General features: G+C 62.8%; 17 protein-coding genes. 14 read left to right on the top strand and 3 right to left on the bottom strand.

What is annotated here, in order from left to right; all coding sequences use genetic code 11:
* The first annotated feature begins 1 nt into the window (after position 1).
* From AC1VON_RS10160 to AC1VON_RS10145, 4 genes are read left to right on the top strand one after another with little or no spacing between them, the layout of a single operon-like run.
* Positions 2 to 640, top strand: a complete 639-nt coding sequence (locus AC1VON_RS10160) for a TadE/TadG family type IV pilus assembly protein (RefSeq protein WP_483121903.1) — start codon at positions 2 to 4, stop codon at positions 638 to 640.
* The gene (locus tag AC1VON_RS10155; protein ID WP_483121902.1) at positions 637 to 1,788 is read left to right on the top strand and encodes a CpaE/TadZ family protein; all 1,152 of its coding nucleotides are present in this window, start codon (positions 637 to 639) and stop codon (positions 1,786 to 1,788) included. Before AC1VON_RS10160 ends, AC1VON_RS10155 begins: the two co-directional genes overlap by 4 nt.
* Complete coding sequence (locus AC1VON_RS10150) at positions 1,785 to 2,375, top strand: L,D-transpeptidase (RefSeq protein WP_483121900.1); 591 nt, start codon at positions 1,785 to 1,787, stop codon at positions 2,373 to 2,375. The genes AC1VON_RS10155 and AC1VON_RS10150 overlap by 4 nt, the downstream gene beginning before the upstream one ends.
* Positions 2,372 to 2,947 (top strand): hypothetical protein, encoded by a 576-nt coding sequence (locus AC1VON_RS10145; RefSeq protein WP_483121898.1) that lies wholly within the window; start codon positions 2,372 to 2,374, stop codon positions 2,945 to 2,947. Before AC1VON_RS10150 ends, AC1VON_RS10145 begins: the two co-directional genes overlap by 4 nt.
* 71 nt (positions 2,948 to 3,018) lie before the next feature.
* Here AC1VON_RS10145 and AC1VON_RS10140 read toward each other — a convergent pair whose 3' ends face one another.
* Positions 3,019 to 3,555: a hypothetical protein gene (locus AC1VON_RS10140; protein ID WP_483121897.1), complete on the bottom strand. Its 537-nt coding sequence runs from the start codon at positions 3,553 to 3,555 to the stop codon at positions 3,019 to 3,021.
* A 446-nt stretch (positions 3,556 to 4,001) separates the two neighbouring features.
* Here AC1VON_RS10140 and AC1VON_RS10135 point away from each other — a divergent pair, with 446 nt between their 5' ends.
* From AC1VON_RS10135 to AC1VON_RS10120, 4 genes are read left to right on the top strand one after another with little or no spacing between them, the layout of a single operon-like run.
* Positions 4,002 to 5,450 (top strand): TolC family protein, encoded by a 1,449-nt coding sequence (locus AC1VON_RS10135; RefSeq protein ID WP_483121895.1) that lies wholly within the window; start codon positions 4,002 to 4,004, stop codon positions 5,448 to 5,450.
* A gap of 40 nt (positions 5,451 to 5,490) precedes the next feature.
* Positions 5,491 to 7,623, top strand: coding sequence for a type I secretion system permease/ATPase (locus AC1VON_RS10130; protein WP_483121893.1), 2,133 nt, complete (start codon positions 5,491 to 5,493; stop codon positions 7,621 to 7,623).
* A gap of 45 nt (positions 7,624 to 7,668) precedes the next feature.
* Positions 7,669 to 8,958: an HlyD family type I secretion periplasmic adaptor subunit gene (locus tag AC1VON_RS10125; protein ID WP_483121892.1), complete on the top strand. Its 1,290-nt coding sequence runs from the start codon at positions 7,669 to 7,671 to the stop codon at positions 8,956 to 8,958.
* Positions 8,948 to 9,589, top strand: coding sequence for a ribbon-helix-helix domain-containing protein (locus tag AC1VON_RS10120; RefSeq protein WP_172352253.1), 642 nt, complete (start codon positions 8,948 to 8,950; stop codon positions 9,587 to 9,589). Before AC1VON_RS10125 ends, AC1VON_RS10120 begins: the two co-directional genes overlap by 11 nt.
* 147 nt (positions 9,590 to 9,736) lie before the next feature.
* On the opposite strand, the gene AC1VON_RS10115 is transcribed toward AC1VON_RS10120, so the two are convergent.
* Entirely contained in the window at positions 9,737 to 10,681 is a 945-nt protein-coding gene (locus AC1VON_RS10115; protein ID WP_483126300.1) for a transglutaminase-like cysteine peptidase, read from the bottom strand.
* A 323-nt stretch (positions 10,682 to 11,004) separates the two neighbouring features.
* Here AC1VON_RS10115 and AC1VON_RS10110 point away from each other — a divergent pair, with 323 nt between their 5' ends.
* From AC1VON_RS10110 to AC1VON_RS10090, 5 genes are all read left to right on the top strand, one after another.
* A complete protein-coding gene (locus tag AC1VON_RS10110; protein ID WP_483121889.1) occupies positions 11,005 to 19,005 on the top strand; it encodes an Ig-like domain-containing protein in 8,001 nt (2,666 codons plus the stop codon).
* A 163-nt stretch (positions 19,006 to 19,168) separates the two neighbouring features.
* On the top strand, positions 19,169 to 19,537 hold the full coding sequence (locus tag AC1VON_RS10105; RefSeq protein ID WP_483121887.1) for a hypothetical protein: 369 nt from the start codon (positions 19,169 to 19,171) through the stop codon (positions 19,535 to 19,537).
* 343 nt (positions 19,538 to 19,880) lie between these two features.
* Positions 19,881 to 21,071, top strand: a complete 1,191-nt coding sequence (locus tag AC1VON_RS10100; protein WP_483121886.1) for a type 1 periplasmic-binding domain-containing protein — start codon at positions 19,881 to 19,883, stop codon at positions 21,069 to 21,071.
* A gap of 18 nt (positions 21,072 to 21,089) precedes the next feature.
* Positions 21,090 to 21,818, top strand: a complete 729-nt coding sequence (locus tag AC1VON_RS10095) for a thermonuclease family protein (protein ID WP_483121884.1) — start codon at positions 21,090 to 21,092, stop codon at positions 21,816 to 21,818.
* 125 nt (positions 21,819 to 21,943) lie between these two features.
* Positions 21,944 to 22,696 carry a GGDEF domain-containing protein gene (locus AC1VON_RS10090; RefSeq protein WP_246740793.1) on the top strand — a complete coding sequence of 251 codons (753 nt, stop codon included), beginning with the start codon at positions 21,944 to 21,946 and terminating at the stop codon, positions 22,694 to 22,696.
* Between the two features lie 475 nt (positions 22,697 to 23,171).
* Here the strand turns inward: AC1VON_RS10090 and AC1VON_RS10085 are convergent, their stop codons facing one another.
* On the bottom strand, positions 23,172 to 25,148 hold the full coding sequence (locus AC1VON_RS10085) for a BTAD domain-containing putative transcriptional regulator (protein WP_483121882.1): 1,977 nt from the start codon (positions 25,146 to 25,148) through the stop codon (positions 23,172 to 23,174).
* Positions 25,149 to 25,372: 224 nt separating this feature from the next.
* Between AC1VON_RS10085 and AC1VON_RS10080 the strand changes: the two genes are divergently transcribed.
* Complete coding sequence (locus tag AC1VON_RS10080; RefSeq protein ID WP_483121880.1) at positions 25,373 to 25,984, top strand: hypothetical protein; 612 nt, start codon at positions 25,373 to 25,375, stop codon at positions 25,982 to 25,984.
* Positions 25,985 to 26,014: the final 30 nt, after the last annotated feature.

Genomic DNA, 26,014 nt, shown 5'->3' with positions numbered 1-26,014 from the left:
CATGATGAGGCGCTTCGCAAAATCAGAACTCGGCGCGGCAATGGTCGAAATGACCATCGTCGCGCCTTTGCTTTTTGCGCTCGTCCTCGGCTTCGTCGATTTCGGCTACGCCTTCTATCAATGGAACGCGGCGACAAAGGCGGTGCAGGTCGGCGCGCGGCTGGCGTCGATTTCCGACCCGGTTGTCAGCAATCTCACGGCCGCCGCCCCCGTCGCGGTACCTGGTGCGCCAGTCGCGGCCGGCGCCTATGGTCCGTTTGTCTGCCAATACACCGGAACCACCGGTGCATGCAGCAATGGCGGCACATTCGATGCCGCCGCCTTCAGCCGTATCTTCCGCGGCGACACGGCAAACACGACCGATGACGTCTGTCCCGCGCTGGCAGCGAGCCAGCGACCGGGCATGTGTCACTTCTTTCCGGGGCTACACCGCGACAACATCGTCGTCACCTACTCGGCTACCGGCCTCGGTTTCCAAACCCGTTTGGGTGGACCCGTGCCGACCATCACTGTCAACCTGCGGAACCTGACCTTCCAGTTCTTCTTCCTGAAAGGGCTGATGGGTTTCAACGACATCACCATGCCCTCCATGCTGAGCACGGTCACGGGCGAAGACCTGAAAACGAGCGCACCATCATGAATGCCATCAACACCAAGGTTACGCCGACCAAGCGAAAGCAGGTGGCGTTGTTTTCGTCCGATCCGGCTTTCAAGCGCGAGGTGGCGACGCGGCTCGATGCGCTGGCGATCTATGATGTCAGGATCTCCGAGACGGATGATTTTCTGAAAGGTCCGCCCGCCGATACGCGCCCAGGCATCGTCATCCTCGATCTCGGCAATGGCGGCCTGCTCGGCAGACCAGGCATTGTCGAGGCGCGCGCGCTGTGGGCGTCGGTGCCGTTGATCGCGGTTTCCGATGAGCTGACGTCGGAACAGACGCGCGTGCTGGTGCGCATGAACGCTTCGGACTGGCTGCACAAGCCGCTCGACGGCAAGGAACTGCTCAACGCGGTGACCTTCCATGATACCGGCAACCAGGGAACCAAAAGCCGCATCATCACCTTCATCAGCGCCAGCGGTGGCGCCGGTGCCACGACGCTCGCTTTGTCGGCCGGCGAATTCCTGGCCTCGAAATCGACGGAGCGCGCGGCTTCGACCTGCCTGGTCGATCTCGATTTCCAGAGCGCCAATTGCGGCGCCTACCTCAATCTGTTCAACCAGTTCGATCTGGCGGGCATCATCGGCCAGCCGGAAAGGCTCGATGTCGAGCTGATGGACGTCATCAAGCTGTCGCGCCCGTCCGGTCTCACCCTCTACGCGTTCGAGAGGCCGCAGCTGCCGTTCGAGCCGCAAGGCAGCGATTTCGTCTTCCGGCTGCTCGACCTCGTCGCCTACCGCTTCGACGACATCGTCATCGACCTGCCCAATCTCGAAACGCCGTGGCACAATTCGGTGCTTTCGACGAGCGACGAGATCTTCATCGTCTTCGAACTCAACGTCGCTTCGCTGCGGCAAGGCAAGCGGCTCTACAAGAAGATCCGCGAGTTGCGCGGCAATGCGGTCAGCATCACGCTCGTCGCCAACAAGCACAAGCGCAAATGGTTCGGGAACCATTTTTCGCGCAGTGAGCTCGAAGAAGATATTCAAGGCGCCGCACATCAAATCGGTGGCCCTGGACAACACCCTTCTGGCCGATGCCTTGAACCGGGCGATCCTGCCTTCCGAAGTGGATGGCCGGGCGCGCTTCAACAAGGATCTGAAGAAGATGTTCAAAGAGCGGCTCGATGACGCCGCCCGGTAGACATGACGCGGCCGCGAGGCTGATCGGCGCCTGCGTGCTCAGCCTGGCGCTTGCGCTGTCGGCCCAGGACGTCGGCCAGGCGCGATCGAGGCTTTCGGATCGGCCGCCACTGCCGGCGATGGGCCCCAGCCTGCGCAAGGCGGTTGCTTTCGCAACCACGGAGCAGCCGGGAACGATCGTCATCCGCAAGAACGAGAAGGCGCTTTACCTGGTGACCCGCCAGGGCCAGGCGCTGCGCTACCAGATCAGCGTCGGACGTGACGGATTCGGCTGGACCGGTGTCGTGAAGGTCGGCGCGAAAACGGAATGGCCGCAGTGGCGCCCGCCCAGGGAAATGCGCGCCCGCCAGCCGGAACTGCCGGAGCTGGTGCCTTCGGGCCCCTACAACCCGCTCGGCGCACGAGCGCTCTATTTGCTTCGGGACGGGCACGACACGCTCTATCGCATCCATGGCACCAACGATCCCTCGGGCGTGGGGTTTGACGGTACATCTGGGTGCTTCCGCCTTACCAACACGGATGTGATCGATCTTTTCAAGCGCGTGCCAATAGGCACCAAGGTGGTGGTTCAATGACGACGATCAGTGACCCGCACGTGCCGACCGTGGCCGCCGAGCCCATCGAGCCGCAACTGCTCGACAGGGATGCGAGCCGGTCGCGGCTGGCCGTCGTGGTCGGTGTCGGATTGACACTGTTTGCGGTGCTGAACGCGACCGCCGCCATCTACCTCTATCGCGGCATCTCCGACCTGCGCGTCGTGGAGGGACGTCTGGAGGAACTCGGCGCGTTCGAGCAGCGGATCGTTGCCCGGCTCGATACGGTCAACAACGGTTTTCAAAGCCGATTTGAAAGGCTGGACAGCCAGTTGCAAGGCAGTTTCAACGAAGTCAACGACAACCTGGCCCGGTTGGAACAAAGCCCTCCGTCAGCGCGCGACGACGGCAGCGCGGGCGCGGCGGAACCCGTCGTCGTCACCACCAGCACCGTGGCGGACGCATCCTCCAACACCAGCGATATCGCGGCCGAACCCGCGGCTGATACGCCACGGCCACCCAAGCGCAAGAGCACCGCGCCCCCTGCCCCGAACCCCTCCTACCAGCGAACCGAAACGCCGGACGGCAAGGTCTATTATCGCAAGATCAATTGAGGCGGGTCCGGCTTTCGGCGAACCGCCGGATCCGAGAAGCTGGCGCTCTCTCGAATGCCCGATGCGCCAGGCTAGATATCGCGTCCCAAAGCCCTGAGACGCAGGGCCGGAGACTCTCCGCGCAGCCGCGTTTCGCGAAGGAACGCGACATGACAATACGCACAGGCCGCGAAGCCCAGAACAAGCACGAGGCTGTTCTGCCAGGTAAAATCGACTATCAGTGCGAATTGGAGGCCGTTCGACAGCGGGAATGCCGCGACAGTACTCGCCGTCTCCGAATGACTGCTGGACGCGATCATCAGTCCGGCAAAGAGCAGGGCGACGTGATTGGCCAGGAAGAAGGCGGCCGGCCGCCTCATGCGGCAAGCGCCCCAGCACACCGCCGCCGCGGCAACCAGGATGACGGCATCCAGAACCATCGAACCGCCCAGGCCAAGATCGACTTGTTGCCAGAACATCGCCGACAAGGGGTGCAGTTCAAGCCAGATCCGCCACATGACGGGGCTGGCGGCATAGGGTCCGAGCAGCAGGGTCGCTATTCGCTCGCTTGCCAGAAGCATCAGGATGAAAGCCGGAAAAGCGAAGAGTAATATCGACTTGCGCTTCATTTTATCCTCGACAATCTGGCGTCAGCATAGATTGCAGAGATTGCGTGAAGCTTAACGCAGGGCGCGACTGCGGCCTGCTTGGGAACTCATCCCGGCAGCCAGTACTTCAGCATCGGCCCATTCGTCCCGCCACGGCGTGATCTTGGCCGAGATCTCATCAAATTTTCCACGACGGCCTTTCAGTTCATGCGGGCCTACGATTCTCCCGCATCGACCATTTTCGCCTTTCGGCTTTCCGCTCCTGGCGACAGTCAGGCACGCTCCAACGGGCCGGCTGTTGTGCCATTTTTGCTACATTTCACAACCTTATGGTCAGAATCCGCCATTTAGGGACTTCTAATTTAATATTCACTCACGTATCGCATGAAATTGTTGGATAATCAGGCAAGCTGAGGCTTGGTTGTAGCGCTGGAAAAGAGCGCTGGGGAAACGTTGGGGCGGATTAGATGAACACGACAAGCATGTCGACCATTGGCAGGCGCCTTGGTCTTTTGATGGCGGCTACGATGTTGACCTGCGGGGGTGCGAGTGCACTTACGCTCAAGGAAGCAGTGGCGGTTGCCGTCGAATCCAATCCCGAAATCGGCCAGGCCATAGAAAATCGCGAAGCAATCGAGTTCGAATTGCGTCAGGCCAAGGGGCTTTATCTTCCCAGCGTCGACCTGGAAGCGTCGGCTGGTGCTCGCCGTCTCGACAATTCCTCCCGACGCGTGCTCTCCATACAGGACGACGCGCTTTATCCGGCCGAAACCGATCTGACGGTTTCGCAAACGCTCTATGACAGCGGCGCGAGACGGGCCGAGTTGAACCGCCAGGCCTCGCGCGTCGACGGCGCGTCGTTTCGTGTCCTGGAGCGTTCTGAATTCATCGGCCTCTCGGTTGTCCAGGACTACCTCGAATACATGCTTCAGGCCTCGATCGTTTCAGAGGCAAAGAAGAACCTCGGCTTTCATCAAGCAATGCTGCACGACATCCAGGAAGGCATTGCCGGCGGCGGGTTGAACGAAGCCGACCGGCAGCAGGCCGAAGAGCGGCTGTTCGCGGCCAAGGCCCGCATGCAGGAGGCCTCGGAGGAGCTCGAGGCCTCGAGGATACGCTTCTTCAAGACTGTCGGGAAACCGTTGACCAATGCGTCGAGGCCGGCCGATGTTTCCGGCGCGCTGCCAAGGTCTCTGGACGATGCGATCGGCCTTGCGCGGGAGAGCAATCCGCGCGTCCATATGGCCAACAGCGACATCGCCGCCGCAGCCTCGCTGGTCGACGCGGCCCGCGCGAAATACGGCCCCTCGATCGTCGCCGAAGGCGTCGCCCGGGCTGGCTATGACATCGACGGCGACAATGGCGACACATCAGACCTGCAGGCACGCCTGGTGCTGCGATGGAACCTCTACCGGGGCGGCATCGACAAGGCCAACGAGCAGGAGCAGATCCGCCGCACCAGCGAGCAGCGCCTTGCGATGCATCAGGTGCTGCGGGAAATCGAAGAAGCTGTTCGCACCTCCTGGGATCGCCGCTTCCGGCAAGCCGACCTGGCAAAGACCCTGAAGCTGCAAGCCGCCTCCAACGAGAAGCTGGTTGCGTCCTATCGCGAGCAATTCAAGGTCGGGCAGCGCTCGTTGCTCGACGTGCTCGATGCACAGAACACGCGGTTCAACACGGCGACACTGGCGGACACCGCATCCTATGCCTCGCTCTTTGCCCAATATCGGCTTCTGGCGGCGACCGGGCAGTTGCTGAAAACGATGGACATCCACCCGCCAAAGCAGGCCGCGGCCTACGCACGGACCGAGTTCGCCGCACCGGAAACGGCCGACACGGAAACCTATGCGCGCACGCCGTCGGAACAGAAGAACGACCTGCCTTTCGATATCCTGGCGCCGGTCAGGAAAAAATAAGCGGCTGTAAGGGGCGATCGAAAGTCCCTGTGGGCGGATCGTGAACCAGCAACCCAACATCCTCTCCCCGAAGGAGGCGTTCAAGTCCTGCTTCTCGGCCATTGCCGGGTATCTCGGCAGACCGAGCGCGCACACGGTGCTGTTCGCCGGCGTGCCGCTGTCGGACACGCGCATCGACATCGATGCCATCCGGCATCTTGCCGAGCGCATCGGCCTTGAGATCACCGAATTCAGCCATCGTGACTTCCTTCGGGGGCGCATCGATCTTCCCGCCATCGTGTTTCGCGCCGGCCAATTGCCGGTTGCCCTGCTGGCCGAAACCGAGGACGGCGCGTTCACCACCGCTCCCCAGGAAGACGGCCGCGTAACCATCACCAGATCAGAGCTGGCCGCCACTTACATCAGTGGCGGCGTTTCCTTCTCGATAACCTATGCCAACGCCGCCGAAGGGATGAGCGTAGGTTCCGCGCCGAGGATCGAGCGGCGACACTGGCTGACGGGAACGATGGGCCCGTTCTGGCGCACTTATTCGAAGGTCATCCTGTCGGCAATATTCATCAACCTGCTGGCCATCGCCTCGCCGATCTTCACCATGAACGTCTACGACAGGATCCTGCCGAACAAGGCGATATCGACGCTCTGGGTTCTGTCGATCGGCATCGCCGCGGTCATCCTGTTCGACCTGCTTTTGAAGACCGCCAGGGCGTCCCTCATCGACTATGCCGGGCGCAAGGCGGATCTGCGCATCTCATATATGCTGTTCGAGAAAGTGCTGAACTCATCCCTGTCGGCACGGCCGGGCTCGACGGGCGAATATGCAAATCGGGTGACGCAGTATGAGTTCGTGCGCGAATTCTTCACGTCGAACACCATCAGCGTTTTCATCGACACGGCCTTCGTGTTCGTCTTCCTCCTGGTCATCTATGCGATAGGCGGCTGGCTGGTCATCATACCGGCGCTGGCCTTCGTGGCTTCCGTGATCGTCGGACTGGTCACGCAGCGGAGCATTGGAAAACGCGTCGCGGCCTCCATGAACGAGGCCTCGCAACGGCAGGCCCTGCTGGTGGAATCCATCTCCACGCTGGAGACGATCAAGTCGCTGCGGGCCGAGGCGTATCTGTTGCGAAAATGGGGAGAGCATTCCAAGAACGCGTCAAACACGTCCGAGAAGATCAAGCAGCTGTCGGCGGCGGCCGGCAATATAACGCAGGCCATCCAGCAGATGGTCACCGTCGCGCTGATCGTGGCCGGCGCCTACGCCTTTTCTGAAGGGCACGTCTCTACCGGCGCCATCATCGGCACCGTGATGCTGGCCAGCAGGGCGGTGTCTCCCCTTGGCCAGATCGCCATCACCTTGTCCAGACTTCGCCAGGCCATGCTCTCCTTGCGCATGGTCAACTCGATCATGGAGCAGCCGGAGGATCGCCCGGACACGGTGGGTTTCGTCAACCGGCCCATTCGCAACGGCGCCATGGTGTTCAGGAATGTCGGCTTTGTCTATCCGGGCTCCGAAAACGAAGTCCTGACCGGCCTGAATTTCTCGGTAAGGCCAGGCGAGCGGATTGGCATCATCGGCCGCATAGGCTCGGGAAAGACAACCATGGGTCGGCTGATCGGCAGGCTTTTCCTGCCGACATCAGGCGAGTTGCTGCTGGACGGGATCGACATCCGCCAATATCACCCATCGGAGGTACGCGCCGCGGTCGGAATTGTCGCGCAAGCCAACGATCTGTTTTCGGGCACCATCAAGGAGAACCTCCTGATGGCATGTCCGGAGGCGACCGACGAGCAGATTGTCGAAGCGGCCAAGGCTGCCGGCGTCGACGATTTCGTCTCCCGTCACCCGCGTGGCTACGACATGAATGTCGGCGAGCGCGGCACCAATCTCTCGGGCGGCCAGAGGCAGACGATGGCGATCGCCCGGCTGTTGCTGACCAAACCCAAAATCGTCTTCCTGGACGAGCCGTCGGGATCGATGGACCTGGCTTCCGAGCGGCAACTGATCAAGCAGCTCAAAGTGGCTTTCGACCGGAACACGACGCTGATCGTTTCGACGCACCGCTTCAGCATGCTCGAGCTGGCCGACCGTCTTATCGTCATCGAGCAAGGCAGGATCGTTGCCGACGGACCAAAGGACCAAGTGATACAGGCGCTGCAGAAAACAAACGCCTGAAAAACAAACTTATTGAACGTATTCAATGCGTTGGGGTCATATGACATGCTTGCAAGGGAAGACCGGCCGCCGCTCTTCGCGTCGGCGTCCTTATTGATCATAGGGGCACTGTTTGTGTCTTCTGTCGCCTGGGCGTCCTTTGCCGAGGTCGATGAGATCGCACGCGGCGAAGGCAAGGTCATACCGGCATCCAAAACCCAGATCATCCAGGCCAGCGAGCCGGGCGTCGTTCAGGAAATTGCCGTGAAGATCGGACAGATCGTCAAGAAGAACGATCTCATCATTCGCCTCGATAACTCGCTCAACACGTCCAGCCTCGGCGAGCAACAGGCCAAGGCACGGGCACTTGAGACGCGCATTGCGCGGCTCAAGTTCGAACAGGGCGGCAATATCGAGGGCCAATTTCCCTGCCCTCCCGAAATCCAGAAGGTCGCTCCGGAAATCTGCGACAATGAGCAGAAGTTGCTCGTCGCGCGCCGTGACAATTTCCAGGTCAAGCTGTCCGTTCTCAAATCCCGGCTCGATCAGCGCGAGAATGAATTGGACGAAGCCAACGCCAATCTCGATCGCCTCACCAAGAACCTCGAAGTCAGCGACCGGGAAACTGCGCTGGTCGAATCCATGGTCAAGAAGGGGCTGATGGCGAGGACCGAGCAGATCCGCGTCGAGCGCGAGCAGACCGAACTGCATGGGCAGCTGAACCTCGCCGGTGAAACCGTCAAGAAGGCCAAGGCGGCCATCACCGAAGCCCAGCTTCAAGTCAACGAGCTGGGCCTGCAGTTGCAACAGGAGGCGCTGAGCGACCTGACGCAGGCGTTGGCCGACCTTTCGGTTGTCGATGAGACCATACGCGGAGCCACCGACAAGGTAGCGCGCACGGACATACGCTCCCCTGTCGACGGGATCGTCAACACGCTTGATGTCAACACGCTTGGTGCCTTCGTGCAGCCCGGCGCGGTCGTGGCCGGCATCGTGCCGACTTCCGAGACGCTGCTGGTCGAAGCGCGGGTTTCACCACGGGATGTTGCCTTCATCCGGCCGGACCAGGACGCGCTGATCAAGATAACCGCTTATGATTTCTCGATCTTCGGCGGCATCGAGGGCAAGGTCTCCAACATCACCGCCGACAGCCTGGTCGACCAGAAGACGGGCGAGCCTTACTACCAGGTGCGCGTGGCAACAGAGAGGTCGACGCTGACCCGGGATGGCAAGACCTATTCGATCATCCCCGGCATGATCTGTTCGGTCGACATCAAGACCGGGCGCAAGACCATCCTCACCTATCTGCTGAAACCGATCAACAAGGCCCGAGAGGAGGCAATGAGTGAGCGATAGCGCTACCTCCCCCCTCGCCGGTCGCGAGCGGCTGCTTCCACCCATGGCGGCAGAGGATTTCGGGCTGGAATTCCGGGTTGTGGCGCGTGGCGGTACGCGACGCGGCATTCGTCTGGAACGGGCGTTCTGGACCTCGCTGAAGCAGATGGCCGAAAGCCGCAAATGCACCATCGGCATGCTCATCGACGAGATCGCAGAGAGCCATACCAACACAGGAAACCTGACATCGGCAATTCGTGTGGCCTGCATGCGCGGATTGGCCGACGAAAACCAGACCTTGCGAAGGCTAGCGTCGATCAAGACGATCAGCGCCATTCTGGTCGGCTGCCCGTCACCGGCTTTTGCGCTGTCTTCGTCGAAGAAGATCCTGACCTTCAACGCGCCGTTCCAGCAACTGGTCAGACGTCAATTACCGGTGGCGCCAAATGAAGATGCGCGCAACGACCTGAAGCTTGCTCTGGACCTCAATGTCGCGGACATATTCACACGGCTCGACGCCAATGGCGAAGCGCCGGTCGCCACCGGTTTCGTCATCGGCGCGGGCGACCGCCGCTACCGTGGGCAGTTGAACGCGGTGCGGGCGCCAGTGCTCGAGCCGGAGCTGCTGATGGCCTTCGTTTTCGGCGGCTGATGCATGTCGCCCGAAAATGTATCGCCCCGGGAAGACGACAGGCGCGAACACAAGACCTGAAGCGCCTCGCATGAATCTATTCCGACCCGACGCACTACATGGAGAAGACGCACCGAGCCGGGCGCCTCGCCTTGGTCCCGGGAGCGCCTAAGGCTGCAGGCCCTCGCCGGGTGCGACCGTCGCAAGACCGCCCTTGATATCGGCGACTTGGGCCGCGCCGGCCCGGGCGCCGTGGATCCACGCGCGGTCGGTGCTGAACGAGTACAACGGCACGTAGTCGGGGAGATCGCTGTCGCGCGAGACAACGTTGCTCAGGCTGTCCAGGATGAACACACCGCTGCCCGTGCTGACAGACAGCACGGCATGAAAGAAGCCGCGCTTGCGGTCCTGGAGCACAACGAGCGACATGCTCTGTGCCGGAATGCCGGCGCGCAACAGCGCCGCCATCTTGAGAATGGCGAAATCCTCGCAGTCACCTGCCCGCCGCTCGAGAATTTCCGAAGGCTTCGCCCAGTAGTCGAGCTTGCCGTAAACCACGCTGTCCTTCTTGTAGGCGATCGCGTGGTTTATGCTTGAGTTGACGAAGGACAGCTTGTCGATGAACCGCTTGTCCCTGGCAACATCGACGATCGCGGTGAAGATGCTGTTCTTGCCGTTGCACGTGCTGCCCGTGGAACAGTCGACGATGGCCTTGTAGACCGGCGCCCAACGCGCGGAGACCGGGAAATTGTGCATGGACAGCGCAACCGATCCGAACACGCCGGGAATTATCGACGCCGTCTGGATGGGATCGATCCCGACATTGCCCCGCGCTGTCGAGGAGCCGTCTTCCCCATCGATGGCGGCAGGCCCGTAGCTGCCGAAAACCGTGCCGATCCTGTAGGCCGAGGCGGGCTGCCAAGGCTGCGGCCGCAGCAGCGAAATACCACCGAGGGTGGGAGGCGTTTCGACCCTTGCCAGCAGCGAATCGACAGGACCGACGCTCCTCGGGAACGCGCCTGCGGACGACGGCTGCGGCAGGCCCGCGATTCCGATTGCCAGCAGCAGCGCCTTGAGCCCGATTCTCCCCAGGGCAGATTTTTCTTTTTTCATAACGCCCACCTTTGACTGTGGACGCTATCAATCCCGTCTCAAATTATTGCAAAGGAAGGTGGATAAGTTTCCTGTACTTGATAATATCCATTTTATTTAAAATTTTATGCAAATTTATACTTACGCTCACCAAGCACCCGGAGCCGACCCACGCCAGACGGATCGCATGCCAGCCAATGTATATCAGGTTATATGCTTCGAGTTTACCACGCGTAAAAAATACTGAAGCTCGCATATCCGAATATATGAAACAGATTGCAAGATAGTTGCAAAGTAGAAGGGGTCACTGTCTCTATCCGGGAAATGCCGGAGGGGTTTTGGCCATGACGAACAGTAACGATTTGGACACCTTCTCGAATTCGTGGGACGAGCACTCTGAACATAATGGCTTGCCGTCGCAGGCGCAGATTCAGGTCGCGGAAGCGCAAAAGGCGGCTCCGGCAGCCGCTGAACCGGTTCCGGTCGACGTCGGCAACGGCACGCCCGTCAAACCGGAAGCACCCGCGGAGGCCAAGGCCCCAGCGGCAGCGGCGCCGCACGAATATGTGGCCGACACCAGCAATGTGGTGAAACTTCCAGCCAACGTCTCGATCGACAACATCAAGGTCGACGGCCACAATCTCGTGCTCGAACAGGCCGACGGTTCGGTGATCGTCATCAAGGACGGCGCCCTCAACGTGCCGACCTTCATCATAGGCGACGTCGAAGTGCCGCGCGTTGCCTTGATCGCGGCGTTGGAAGCAAGCCATGTCGATGTCGCCTTTGGCGCCGACGGGTCGATTTCGGCGGGTCCTGGAGGTTCGGCCTCTAGCGCAGGCGGAGACTTCTCGGTTCCCCCAGGCGGTATCGGCGACGGGTTCGGCCTGTCGGCACTATTGCCGCCGACTGATCTGGCGTTCGGCCAGCCGGACAACCGCGAGCTGTTCCCGTCTCTTCTCAAGCCCGATTCCACACCGTCGATCGGTGACCTGACACCCGAGGCCGGTGGCGGTGACACCATCGTATACGAAAAGGGCCTCACCTCGGCTCCCGACACCAGCGAGATCAATACCGGCACGTTCACCATCTCCTCCCCCGACGGTGTCGGCTCGCTGACGATCGCCGGCCAAGTGATTTCGGGTGCCGCGCTTGCCAACAGCGCATCGACGCCGGTCACCATCACCACGCCGCTCGGCAGTACGCTGACCATCACCGATTACGATGCCAGCACCGGCCAGGTGAGCTACAGCTACACGCTTGTCCACAGCGAGACCCATCCCGGCGCCAGCACCGATTCCATCTACGACGACATGACTGTGACGGTGACCGACAGCGACGGCGACACCTCGGCTCCCGGCACACTGTCCGTCCAGATCGTCGACGATGTGCCGCATGCGGCGAACGACAGCGGGCAGCAGGCGGCGGAGAACGCGGCGGTCGCGGTCGACGTCAAGGCCAACGACACGGCGGGCGCCGACGGCGTCGACTGGAGCGGCGTGACGCACACGGTTGCGCAGAACGGCGCCAACCCGGCGACGGGGACCCTGTCCTACAACAATGACGGCACCTTCACCTACACGCCCGGCGCGGGCGAACAGGGAACGGTGACGTTCGACTACACCATCAAGGACGGCGACGGCGACACCTCGACCGCGACCGTGACGATCACGCTGCTGACCGACTCGACGCCGACGATCACGGTGACGCCGACCGGCGGCACGCCCGCCGCCGACGCGCAGGCGGTGGTCGACGAGAAGGGCCTGCCGACCGGCACCGGCGAACTGGCCGATCACGATGCCGGCAACAACAGCGACGCGTCCGAGACAACGACCGGCACCTTCAACGTCACCACGGGCGGCGACACACTGCAGAAGCTGGAGATCGCCGACAAGGACGGCAACCTGGTCAACGTGACCAGCGGCGGCACGGTGCACGGCACCAATGGCGACCTGATCGTGACGGTCAATGGCGGCGTCTACAGCTACAGCTACACGCTGGCCCACAACGTGACCAACGCCGATCCCACCAAGACCGGGGCGGCCGACCAGGCGACCGGCGAGCACTTCGCGGTGACGGTCACCGACAGCGACGGCGACCAGGCCAGCGGCTCGCTGACGGTCAAGGTCAATGACGACGGGCCGCATGCGGCGAACGACAGCGGGCAGCAGGCGGCGGAGAACGCGGCGGTCGCGGTCGACGTCAAGGCCAACGACACGGCGGGCGCCGACGGCGTCGACTGGAGCGGCGTGACGCACACGGTCGCGCAGAACGGCGCGAGCCCGGCGACGGGCACCCTGTCCTACAACAATGACGGCACCTTCACCTACACGCCCGGCGCGGGCGAACAGGGAACGGTGACGTTCGACTACACCATCAAGGACGGCGACGGCGACACCTCGACCGCGACCGTGACGATCACGCTGCTGACCGACTCGACGCCGACGATCACGGTGACGCCGACCGGCGGCACGCCCGCCGCCGACGCGCAGGCGGTGGTCGACGAGAAGGGCCTGCCGACCGGCACCGGCGAACTGGCCGATCACGATGCCGGCAACAACAGCGACGCGTCCGAGACGACGACCGGCACCTTCAACGTCACCACGGGCGGCGACACACTGCAGAAGCTGGAGATCGCCGACAAGGACGGCAACCTGGTCAACGTGACCAGCGGCGGCACGGTGCATGGCACCAATGGCGACCTGATCGTGACGGTCAATGGCGGCGTCTACAGCTACAGCTACACGCTGGCCCACAACGTGACCAACGCCGATCCCACCAAGACCGGGGCGGCCGACCAGGCGACCGGCGAGCACTTCGCGGTGACGGTGACCGACAGCGACGGCGATCAGGCCAGCGGCTCGCTGACGGTCAAGGTCAATGACGACGGGCCACATGCGGTGAACGACAGCGGGCAGCAGGCGACGGAGAACGCGGCGGTCGCGGTCGACGTCAAGGCCAACGACACGGCGGGCGCCGACGGCGTCGACTGGAGCGGCGTGACGCACACGGTTGCGCAGAACGGCGCCAACCCGGCGACGGGGGCCCTGTCCTACAACAATGACGGCACCTTCACCTACACGCCCGGCGCGGGCGAACAGGGAACGGTGACGTTCGACTACACCATCAAGGACGGCGACGGCGACACCTCGACCGCGACCGTGACGATCACGCTGCTGACCGACTCGACGCCGACGATCACGGTGACGCCGACCGGCGGCACGCCCGCCGCCGACGCGCAGGCGGTGGTCGACGAGAAGGGCCTGCCGACCGGCACCGGCGAACTGGCCGATCACGATGCCGGCAACAACAGCGACGCGTCCGAGACGACGACCGGCACCTTCAACGTCACCACGGGCGGTGACACACTGCAGAAGCTGGAGATCGCCGACAAGGACGGCAACCTGGTCAACGTGACCAGCGGCGGCACGGTGCATGGCACCAATGGCGACCTGATCGTGACGGTCAATGGCGGCGTCTACAGCTACAGCTACACGCTGGCCCACAACGTGACCAACGCCGACCCCACCAAGACCGGGGCGGCCGACCAGGCGGCCGGCGAGCACTTCGCGGTGACGGTCACCGACAGCGACGGCGACCAGGCCAGCGGCTCGCTGACGGTCAAGGTCAATGACGACGGGCCGCATGCGGTGAACGACAGCGGGCAGCAGGCGACGGAGAACGCGGCGGTCGCGGTCGACGTCAAGGCCAACGACACGGCGGGCGCCGACGGCGTCGACTGGAGCGGCGTGACGCACACGGTTGCGCAGAACGGCGCCAACCCGGCGACGGGGACCCTGTCCTACAACAATGACGGCACCTTCACCTACACGCCCGGCGCGGGCGAACAGGGAACGGTGACGTTCGACTACACCATCAAGGACGGCGACGGCGACACCTCGACCGCGACCGTGACGATCACGCTGCTGACCGACTCGACGCCGACGATCACGGTGACGCCGACCGGCGGCACGCCCGCCGCCGACGCGCAGGCGGTGGTCGACGAGAAGGGCCTGCCGACCGGCACCGGCGAACTGGCCGATCACGATGCCGGCAACAACAGCGACGCGTCCGAGACGACGACCGGCACCTTCAACGTCACCACGGGCGGCGACACACTGCAGAAGCTGGAGATCGCCGACAAGGACGGCAACCTGGTCAACGTGACCAGCGGCGGCACGGTGCATGGCACCAATGGCGACCTGATCGTGACAGTCAATGGCGGCGTCTACAGCTACAGCTACACGCTGGCCCACAACGTGACCAACGCCGACCCCACCAAGACCGGGGCGGCCGACCAGGCGGCCGGCGAGCACTTCGCGGTGACGGTCACCGACAGCGATGGCGACCAGGCCAGCGGCTCGCTGACGGTCAAGGTCAATGACGACGGGCCGCATGCGGTGAACGACAGCGGGCAGCAGGCGACGGAGAACGCGGCGGTCGCGGTCGACGTCAAGGCCAACGACACGGCGGGCGCCGACGGCGTCGACTGGAGCGGCGTGACGCACACGGTTGCGCAGAACGGCGCCAACCCGGCGACGGGGACCCTGTCCTACAACAATGACGGCACCTTCACCTACACGCCCGGCGCGGGCGAACAGGGAACGGTGACGTTCGACTACACCATCAAGGACGGCGACGGCGACACCTCGACCGCGACCGTGACGATCACGCTGCTGACCGACTCGACGCCGACGATCACGGTGACGCCGACCGGCGGCACGCCCGCCGCCGACGCGCAGGCGGTGGTCGACGAGAAGGGCCTGCCGACCGGCACCGGCGAACTGGCCGATCACGATGCCGGCAACAACAGCGACGCGTCCGAGACGACGACCGGCACCTTCAACGTCACCACGGGCGGCGACACACTGCAGAAGCTGGAGATCGCCGACAAGGACGGCAACCTGGTCAACGTGACCAGCGGCGGCACGGTGCATGGCACCAATGGCGACCTGATCGTGACAGTCAATGGCGGCGTCTACAGCTACAGCTACACGCTGGCCCACAACGTGACCAACGCCGATCCCACCAAGACCGGGGCGGCCGACCAGGCGACCGGCGAGCACTTCGCGGTGACGGTCACCGACAGCGACGGCGACCAGGCCAGCGGCTCGCTGACGGTCAAGGTCAATGACGACGGGCCGCATGCGGCGAACGACAGCGGGCAGCAGGCGGCGGAGAACGCGGCGGTCGCGGTCGACGTCAAGGCCAACGACACGGCGGGCGCCGACGGCGTCGACTGGAGCGGCGTGACGCACACGGTCGCGCAGAACGGCGCGAGCCCGGCGACGGGCACCCTGTCCTACAACAATGACGGCACCTTCACCTACACGCCCGGCGCGGGCGAACAGGGAACGGTGACGTTCGACTACACCATCAAGGACGGCGACGGCGACACCTCGACCGCGACCGTGACGATCACGCTGCTGACCGACTCGACGCCGACGATCACGGTGACGCCGACCGGCGGCACGCCCGCCGCCGACGCGCAGGCGGTGGTCGACGAGAAGGGCCTGCCGACCGGCACCGGCGAACTGGCCGATCACGATGCCGGCAACAACAGCGACGCGTCCGAGACGACGACCGGCACCTTCAACGTCACCACGGGCGGCGACACACTGCAGAAGCTGGAGATCGCCGACAAGGACGGCAACCTGGTCAACGTGACCAGCGGCGGCACGGTGCATGGCACCAATGGCGACCTGATCGTGACAGTCAATGGCGGCGTCTACAGCTACAGCTACACGCTGGCCCACAACGTGACCAACGCCGACCCCACCAAGACCGGGGCGGCCGACCAGGCGGCCGGCGAGCACTTCGCGGTGACGGTCACCGACAGCGACGGCGACCAGGCCAGCGGCTCGCTGACGGTCAAGGTCAATGACGACGGGCCGCATGCGCATGACGATACCTGGGGTTCGCCTATCACCGGTCCCACGACCCTTACCGGCCTGCTAGGCAACGACGTCTTCGGTGCCGATGGCGTGGCGACAACAACACCCGGCGTGATAACAACCACCAACGGCGCTCATGGCACCGTCATCTACAACAACGACGGAACCTTCACCTACGCGCCGACGGGGGTGTATGTCGGGTCAGACACTTTCACCTACACGATCAAGGACGGCGACGGCGACATCTCGACGGCGACGGTCACTGTGAATGTAAACACCAACTCGGTTCCGACAGGCGGCGGTTCCGTTTCGCTTGTTGTCAACGAGGCGGCGCTCGATACGACGCTGGATAGTGCCACGCCAGCCGACTTGGCAGCCGGCGCGGTAACCGGCAGCAACCCGGGCAGCCGCACGGAAACCGCTCAGCAGACTTCGGGAATAACATTCAACGCGACGGGCGAAGCGTTGACCGTCGCCTTCGGTGACCCCGCGAATCCGGCTTCCGGATGGGTTGCTCCCACAATCTCGAACCTGGCGCCCGGCTATACGATCACCTGGTCACTTAACGGCAGCGGCCAACTTGTCGGGAATCTGATCGAGACGGCCGGAAACGTGGACCTCGGCGCATTCATTTACCTCGCCTTGACTGGCACGAGTGCTGCCGCCGGCAGTTCGGTGACCCCGACGATCACCGCAACCCTGACCGACCATTTGCAGCATCTTGCGGGCAGCGGTGCCAACAGCATCACCATCAACGGGCTTCAGGTGGTCGCAACCGACACCAGTGGCGATCATGTCTCCGGCGCGGTCAATCTGACGGTTCTGGATGACGTTCCGCAGCCGTTCGTCGGCGACGGCATCAACCTGCCGGACTCATTGCATTCCATGCTGACGGAACATCTGAACTTTGCCGCTGGCGCAGGCGCCGACGGCGTCGGGAACGTCGTGTTCAACGTCTCCAACGGCATGGCCGTTACAGACGCCAACGGCGCGAGCGTCTACCTTAACGGCGAGCAGTTGTTCTATCAAATCTCCTCCGATGGTCACACGGTCGAAGGGCGGACATCGGCTGCAAACGGCAATGACCTTGGGTTCACCGCCACGCTCAACCCGGCAAACGACACCTGGTCGTTCGTGTTGAACGGCACGATCTTCAACGGAGCCCAATTCACAACAGCCGGCGCCTCGGCCTCGGGCGGCAACAACCAGGTGATTGCGTTCACCACGCTCACCACCCCGGATACACCGGACGATCTGCTGGTCACGGCCAGCGGTGGCAACAGTGTCAATACCAGTACTGGAAACTTTGGTGTCGGTAATGGCCAGAGCATCACAAGCGGCGAGACAATCCGTTTCGACTTCGTGAAGAATGCATCGACCACTGGAGTCCTCGCCGGGACCAGCTACACCGAGCACTATGAAGTATCGAGCTTCACCCAAGGGATAACCAAAGCGAACGGCACGGTGGATATCAAGATCAGAGCCGTGAACGCCGACGACGACAAGATTTTCGTTGGCGACAGCTCCGGGGAAGGCACCGCCGCCGGAATCACCGTGACTTTTGTGAACGGATCCGGCGGAGCTGCGCCCACGCTAACGAACAATGGCGACGGCACTTTCACGCTTCATGGGCTGGACCAAGGCGATACCTTCACGGTCTCGGCAAGTTCGGATCCGTTCAGTGCGGTCGAGATCTCGGGAGCCTCGTCGGGAACCTTCAAGCTTGGTCCCGCCACCTTCGCCACCGCCAACGCGGTTGACCCGTTCGACATCAAGATCCCGATCACGGGATCGGATGGCGATAGCGATACCGCGGCCGGCAGCGTGACCGCGCATCTGTACCCAACGACCTCAACGCTCGAGGGCAGCATCAACGCTGACAATCTCGTTGCGACGGCGACGAAGACAACCTTGCTTGGCCAGGACGGCAACGATCATCTCACCGGCATCAACGGACACGATACGATCCTCTCGGGAGGACAGGGTGACGACACCCTGACCGGCATGGACGGAAACGATACCCTCTATGGCGGCTCGGGCAACGACACGCTCGTCGGCGGCGCAGGTAACGACACGCTGTACGGCGGTTCAGGACTTAACCACCTGACCGGCGGAAGCGGTAACGACACATTTGTGATCGACCCGTCCAAGCTCGCGGCGATCCACATGGTCGATGTTATCTCAGACTATACGCCGGGTCAGGACGTCATCGACCTGTCGGATTTGCTCAAATCCCTTGGAGGCAACGCACCGACTACGGATGCGCAGGCAGGTGCCTCGATCGACGTTACTTTCTCGGGCGGTGCGGCTCACGTTATGGTCGATAACAACGGCACTGCCGCTGGCGGCAACATGGTCGAAGTGGCATCGCTGACCAATGTTGGGGTCGGTTCTGCGATTACCATTCTTTATGATCACAACATGCCCACTCACACGGAAACGGTGGTGGCCTGACGATGTTGATCAACACTCCCGTGGCAAGCACGATCCGGCAACTCCACGATGAGGGAACGACCACGCATACGACCACGGCAAATCTGGTCTAACGGGATGGCGTGCGCCGACACCATGCTATATATTAGCGATACTTAAAATTGCAGTTTGGAGAGGGACTTACATGAAGCGTTGTGGAAGATTGCTGGCTACGGCCGCCGCGCTGCTGCTGGCTGGATCGACGGGCTTCGCCGCCGACATCATCGAGGGACCTATAGGCGACTATTGCCGCACCGTCAGCACGTCCAACTTGGTGCTGACCGACAATATCGTCGATCTCAGGCAACAGGTGGTGAAGCTGATGGACGAGTCGGTCGCTGTCGCCAACAGTTCGGAATGGATCAATTCATCCCGGCCGGCATTCGTGTGGGCATCGGAAGCCAAGGTCGCCTGCGGCATGGCCTATGGCTATCTGAAGACGAACTACAAGGACGAAGACACACTCAACAAATGCGAGTGCTTCCACGATCGCATGGTCGAGTACATGCACTGACCGGATGGGCCGCGCCTGTTGGCCATCATGACAGCCGGGCGATCGATCCTGGGGGCGGTCGCCGGCATAATCCCCCTGACCAGCGTCGCCCGTTTGCCGCGCAGTCCAACGGAACTTGCCGCGGACGGCCTGTACACCACCGCACGAAGTATCGCGCCAGGCACGATGAGCCGGTTCCCGGGTGACCCGCGTCCGCTGCCGCAGGCGAGATCGAACAATGCTCAAGGCGGCGAGGGCCCGCCTCCTTGAAGAGCACGGCAAAACGGCACGGCACATCCGCCGCAACATGAATTGAAGACCAGACCGGGGAAATACCCGGCGGCAGACACAGGGTGGAGCAATCATGGAAGCAGGCCGGCAGGTCCGCAACCCGCAGATTTTGGCGATCGCCCTGGCGCTCGCCACGATAGTGTCGGGCTGCCAGTCGAAAGGCGGCGTTTCCGACGTGCTCGATCAGGCCGCGGCTGCCGCGCCCGCCGGCCAGAATGCCGCCGGTCCGGCCCAGGCGAGCCAGTCGCTCGGCACCGGTTCGACCAAGGTCACGATGTTGCTGCCCTTGTCGGCGCCCGGGACGTCAGGGGAGACCGGCAGGAAGATGCGTGATGCCGCCAAGCTGGCGATGACCGATATCGGCAATGGATTGCTGACGTTGACGATCGAGGACACCAAGGGCGACAGCGCACAGGCCAGCAAGCAGGCCGTGCAGGCCATGACGACGGGGTCGAAAGTGGTTATCGGTCCGACCGAACTGCCGGCGGCCCAGCATATTGCCACGCTGTCCGGATCGAAGCGGCCGCCGGTCCTGGCGCTTGCCGACAATTTCGCGGGCGGCGCTGGGGTTTACGCCGTGCGCCTCAGCGAAGCCGACAGCGCCGCGGCGGGTGCAGCAGGGCTCGCCGCGAAAGGCCGCAAGAAGTTCGTATTGCTGGTCGCCGAAGGCTCAAACGCCGGCGCCGTGGAGAAGCGGGTGGCGAACAGCCTTAGCATCTATGGCGCAACACTCGCGGTCACCCTGCCTTATTCGGCCGGCGACGGTGGCGCGAAGGCGATCGACCAGATGGGCTCGCTCGTGGACGCTCCCGACGCGGTCATCGTTGCCAGCGGCGACGGCAGCCCCTCACCCGTCCTTGCCGCTCTCAAATCAAAGGGCATTCCGGGAAAGGCAATCTCTATCGTGGGGACGGACCGCTGGCTGGAACATCCCATGGATCCGTTGTTCGAGGGGGCATACATCGCCACGCTCGATCCAAGCGAAACCGGACCGATCGCCGACCGTTTCAGGACGACATACAATTATCCGGCCGACGTCAATGCGGCCTATGCCTATGATATGGTTGCCCTGACAGCTGGGATAGCGAGCGCGGTCGGACCTGACGGCTTCAGCAAACAGACTCTCGAAAACCCGAACGGGTTTCGCGGATCGACAGGTTTGTTCCGTTTTCGCGCTGACGGATCCAGCCAAAGATCGATGCCATTCTATCGGATAGAAAAGGGTGTGCTCAAGCTGGTTGCCAAATCGACGTCGGGTTTCTGACCGGCTGCCGGCGGGACCTTGCTCGAATGCCGCGATGGCCTGATGGGCACGCCTCGGCATGCCCGCCTGATGATCGCGGTCGGGGGCCTTGAACTGCTGGTCGGAATTGTCCTGATCATGCGCGCCGGGGCCTTGCTTTCCCTCGAGCGGCCCGCCCCTGCGCCGTCGCTGGAAAATTCCGGCAAGCAAGCGGCCCCGGTGGATACAGCCATTGTCGACGGATCAAGACGAGAACCGGCACGGCGGATTGCCGAGAGCCTTATCGCCCCGCCGCCGGTTGACGCCTCGGAAATCGAGCGGGTCGAAGCCCGGCCGCCGCTCGGTGAACTCGGCCTCGCCGTCCGCCCCAGGACGCCAATGCCGCAAGACTGGCGCGAAACCCTGCTGTACCATCCAATTGCAACGTCGTCGGCGACTTTCGAATCGATGGGGCGGAAGGTGGTCATCAGCGGGGCTCTGGACATCGACGAGGCCCAGACCTGCTCGTTTCGCGACGAAGCCTGGCCCTGTGGGCTGCGCGCCCGCGCGGCCTTCAATGCCTGGCTGCGGGGGCGCGCGCTGACCTGCTTTCTGCCGCCGGAACCCGAACGCTTTGCCATCGCCGCGCCGTGCCGGCTGGGCAAGCAGGATGTCGGCGCCTGGCTCGTCGCCAATGGTTGGGCCACGGCGTTGCCGGGCGGCATCTATGGCAAGGCGGAAGCAATTGCCAGGGATGCCGAGATGGGTATCTTCGGGCCGCCGCGATAGGCTGGGAGGGCTCGGTCGCCGAAGTCGCGCGACGACAGGATGGATCGTTCAAATTGTACGGTTCGGCGAAACCGAAATTACGGCAGGCAGGCCTTATACCAGCCGATCTGACAGGAGATTGGCCAATGACGAGACCAATGGCGACCACCACTGCCCAGGACTGGAAGCGCGTCGCGTGGTTGACGTTCCTGGGAACCGCCGGGAGCCTCGGCCTTTCCCTTGGACTGAACTACCTGCTCCTGTTCAGCGACACGCTGACGCCGTTCGCCCGCAGCATGATCACCGCAGGACTGCTGCCGGTGATCATAGGCCTGCCGCTTTTCGCGCTGATCGGCTGGAACCGGGTCGAAATCCACCGCTACCGGCAGGAACTCAACAAGTCCGGAACGTATGACAGGCTGACGGGCTGCCTGAACGGGCCGGTCTTCACGTCGATGATTGAACGACGGGCCGCCAGGCGATCGGGACCAGGACCACGCTCGGGCGCCTTCCTGATCATTCATCCGGAACACCTTCGATCCATCAACATGCGCTTTGGGCTCGAATGGGGCGACGAGGCCTTGCGGCTCATCGTCTCGACCATACAGTCGTCGGTACGCGAGGGGGATCTGGTCGGACGCATCGGGGCCTCGATGTTTGGGGTTTTCCTCCCGGGCGCGACCGAAGCAGAGGCCAAGGAAGTCGGCGAACGTATCCGGACGCGTGTCGCGCAGGTCTATTTCGCGCCAAAAGGCACCGAGGATGTCCTCACCATAAAGGTCGGCGGTGTGATGTTGGAGAACGAGATGGAGTTCTCGGACATGTTCCGGTCCGCCGAACAACACCTGTCCGACACGCAGGATGACGCCGGGTTCGAACTGACGCATCTGCACAGCTGACAACAGCCGGGGCACCAAAGCAGGCCAATTCAAGAACCAGGAAAACTGGTTCTGCGAAAATATAGGAAACGGCCTTTCTGCTCATTGGCGAGCCGGGGATGATCCTGACCACATCCGCGGCAAGAAAAGCGACGTCGCCGTCGCCGGCGCCGCTGCCGACATCCAGCACCCGCATAGCCTGACTTACCCGGCGCATGGCAAATAACTTCGTGTCAACGGCTCGACCAGCGCCGCTTGGGTCGCCAACCGTCGCGACTCCCGATCGGTGTGGCCGAACTCATACTCGTAGCGGCGTTTTGTGTCGGTCGGCTGGGATCCCATGGCGCGTACCCTCGATCGCCTCCGGCGTCTTAGATCATTCCGCGAAACACTCCATCAATCTCCGGTTGTTCCCCAGACGCGCCCTTTTCAAACAATCCGACGGTCGCACCAATGCTGGAGGCCAACACCTGCTCCGGCTTCTCATGACCCCACATCAAGAACCCGGAAGGCCAGCCCTCGACAGCATTTCAAGGAATCTCGAGTGATGATGATCCTTCACGTAGCGTGGCACAAAGCCGGGACAGACATTGCCCAGGTTGAGATGAGGAAGCTGTGACAGGCAGTGATGGATGGCCCGCGACGCTTCTTCGTTGTTTCCGGTGGCCGAAGCGCTCGCGGCCCAATAAAGGGCGCCGCGAACGAAGCCCGGCTTTGTCCTGACCACCTTGCGGGCGACCTCAAGCGCCCGCCGGTCATCTCCGCCGGCAAACAACGCCACAACCAGGCCGTGGTGACGCCAGAAATCGATGACGTCATGCGTTCCGAGCCGGATTGCCTCATTGGCCTCACGCACTGCTTCACCGACCTGTCCGCGCAACGCAAAGAGCATCGAAATGTCGCCGTGGCCAGACGGGTAGCTTGGGTTGAGACTGATCGCGTGTTGGCATTCGGCGATCGCCTCGTCGATACGGCCGGAACTTTCGAGGGCGAATGACAGGATGCAGCGGGCGATTTCGTCGTCAGGCACTGCCAGTACCGATGCTTTCGCAAGCTCAATCGCACGTTCGATCTGCGCCTGCTCCCGAGGCAGCGCGCCGAACGCCACGCTCATGGAGATCGCGATCGAAAGCGTTCGCTGTGCACGGGCATTGTCGGGGCCTATCGAAAGGGCCTTCTCGGCGAGTTCTATCCCGACCAACAACGAGTCCCGGGTCATCTCAAAATACTTCATGAGAGCTTCGTTCACCAACCTGCGCACTTCGGGAGGGCCCGGCGGGCTTTTGTCGCGAACCTTCCAGTTCGTCAGTTGCAGTTCGAGGATCACGGCCAGCACAACCGACTGTGCGATCCTGTCCTGGAATTCGAGCGCGTTCTCGGAGTGGCCGTCGAATTTCTGAGCCCAGACATTGTGGCCGCTGCCAGCGTCGGCAAGCTGGACGTTCACCCTCAGTTCGTCGCCGGATCGCTGAACGCTGCCGTTGAGCATGTAACGCGCTCGAACCAAGGCCGGCGTTTTGAGTTCATCGCCGTTCTTCTCCAAGGACGGGAGCCCGGAGAGCACGACATAGTCGGCAACCTCGGAGAGGGCCGTGGTAATGTCCTGGACGAGCCCCTTGGCGAAAAAGTCGTCGCCTCGCTTTCCGGTGAGATTGACGAAGTCGGCAACGCTGATGGATGGCCGCCCGGAGCGCTGGCTGGCTGGAGGAGCGTTTGCCGACTGCAGAGTTGTCGTGTCGGCGGCAGACAGCAGGGATTGCCACAGCGCCCGCGTCTCCGGGCTCGCCTCGACGCCGAACTCCTTCTTCAGCATGCTCCTGCAAGCCTCGTATGTCCTTATCGCCCTGTCGCGCTGGCCGCATGCGGCAAGCAAGTCCATCTTGAGCCGATAGGACTCCTCCCGCGCCGGGTCCATGCCCAGAATTCGATCGGCCAAGGCTAGCCCGGCCTCTGTGTCCACGAGGCGGGCAAGTTTTTCAAAGGACTCAAGCGCACGGCCCAGCAGCCTGTCGCGTTCCGACGCCGCCCAGTTATCGAAAGCGTTGCTCCCCAGATAGACGCCATCAAGAAACGGTCCGATATAGTGCGCCAGAGCCGTCTCGAGGTCCGGTGCTGAGCGGGCGGAAAGCCCGGATTCAAACTCCTCGACATCAACTCGCACCGCGTCCGGTCTGAGGCCTATCAACTCCCTCCGGGAATGGATGATGTCCACGCCCGCCCGCGACAGATCCCGGCGCAGAACGCTGAGGGTCTGACGCAAGCTGTTGCGCGAGTGTTCGCTGTCGCTATCGCCCCAGAGCAGATCAGCCAGCTTCTCCCTTGTCGCCGTCATGCCTGGACACCGGGTCAGATAGGCAATGATCGCGGGACCCCGCTTCCCGGTCAACCAGATCGGGCCGACAGTTTCCTTCTCAATTCGGAAGCCGCCGAAGAGTGAGATTTTACTTGCGGCGACGCTGTCCCCACCTTGCATTTTCTTAACAGCTTCCCAGCCTAACGAAATTCTAACTCAAAACTAACGCTTCGCAACCGGTGGAACCACGCGTTCAAGCGCTACTGTGACGGCAGATCAATTAAGGCATCGCTCAAGTAGGGGCAACTGAACGAAACGCCGGTTGTAGGGGACGAACCGGGCGCCCTGAAATGGTTGGAGCCATCGCAAGCCCGCGACAGGCTTTATTCCCAGGGGTGCGGTGGATGTCCGAGCCTAAGGCCAATTTGCTGCTGCTGTTTGCCGCTGCCCTATGGGGCTTGGGCAACGTCGAGGGAAGCGCTGTCACCGCGGCGGTGATGGACTATTTTGCCGGCAGCCGTGGCTCTGTTGCGCTGACCTTGGCGACCCTGGTCTTCTTCTGCGGCGGCGAGGCCTATCATCGAGCCTGGGCAAGGCCGGATGCTCCCGATCCCGCCCTCAACCGTCTGGGCGACTTCCTGTCGGGCGTAGGTGCCATCGGGCTCGGCGTTGCCCTGTTGCTGCTCGGCGAGCCGCTGCTCGCGGCGACCTCCGGCGTGCTGCATGCGCTCGGCAAATTCGGCAGCACCTTCCACAGGCCGGGCACGCCGGTTCCCATGTGGCCGGCCGGCTGGCCAGATCCGTTCCGCGGTGCGGTGCTCGCCAGCCCGTTGCCGGCGATGCTGGCGACAACCGTCGCCCTCGGCTGGGCTTTGCTGGAGGTCTGGTCGGGCGGGTCCTTCACGGCGCTCGCCATGCCACTGACGTTGCTCGGCTGTTACCTCTTGTGGACCAAAGCCGACCTGCTGCTGTTCGGCGTGGGGGCCAAGGCCCCCCGCCAAATTTCCACATGTTGAAAATGACCGCCCTGAAAGCAAGCGGTTGTC

It is taken from the genome of Mesorhizobium sp. HAY1-8B, assembly GCF_056868045.1.
The sequence above is the reverse complement of the archived record's forward strand: the minus strand, read 5'-3'. Positions and strand labels throughout refer to the sequence as shown.

Coding starts and splice junctions, on each gene's coding strand:
- AC1VON_RS10115 (WP_483126300.1), bottom strand. CDS start 10,681: ATGAAAAAAGAAAAATCTGCCCTGGGGAGAATCGGGCTCAAGGCGCTG.
- AC1VON_RS10125 (WP_483121892.1), top strand. CDS start 7,669: ATGCTTGCAAGGGAAGACCGGCCGCCGCTCTTCGCGTCGGCGTCCTTA.
- AC1VON_RS10080 (WP_483121880.1), top strand. CDS start 25,373: ATGTCCGAGCCTAAGGCCAATTTGCTGCTGCTGTTTGCCGCTGCCCTA.
- AC1VON_RS10100 (WP_483121886.1), top strand. CDS start 19,881: ATGGAAGCAGGCCGGCAGGTCCGCAACCCGCAGATTTTGGCGATCGCC.
- AC1VON_RS10135 (WP_483121895.1), top strand. CDS start 4,002: ATGAACACGACAAGCATGTCGACCATTGGCAGGCGCCTTGGTCTTTTG.
- AC1VON_RS10085 (WP_483121882.1), bottom strand. CDS start 25,148: ATGCAAGGTGGGGACAGCGTCGCCGCAAGTAAAATCTCACTCTTCGGC.
- AC1VON_RS10110 (WP_483121889.1), top strand. CDS start 11,005: ATGACGAACAGTAACGATTTGGACACCTTCTCGAATTCGTGGGACGAG.
- AC1VON_RS10090 (WP_246740793.1), top strand. CDS start 21,944: ATGACGAGACCAATGGCGACCACCACTGCCCAGGACTGGAAGCGCGTC.
- AC1VON_RS10150 (WP_483121900.1), top strand. CDS start 1,785: ATGACGCCGCCCGGTAGACATGACGCGGCCGCGAGGCTGATCGGCGCC.
- AC1VON_RS10145 (WP_483121898.1), top strand. CDS start 2,372: ATGACGACGATCAGTGACCCGCACGTGCCGACCGTGGCCGCCGAGCCC.
- AC1VON_RS10105 (WP_483121887.1), top strand. CDS start 19,169: ATGAAGCGTTGTGGAAGATTGCTGGCTACGGCCGCCGCGCTGCTGCTG.
- AC1VON_RS10160 (WP_483121903.1), top strand. CDS start 2: ATGATGAGGCGCTTCGCAAAATCAGAACTCGGCGCGGCAATGGTCGAA.
- AC1VON_RS10155 (WP_483121902.1), top strand. CDS start 637: ATGAATGCCATCAACACCAAGGTTACGCCGACCAAGCGAAAGCAGGTG.
- AC1VON_RS10140 (WP_483121897.1), bottom strand. CDS start 3,555: ATGAAGCGCAAGTCGATATTACTCTTCGCTTTTCCGGCTTTCATCCTG.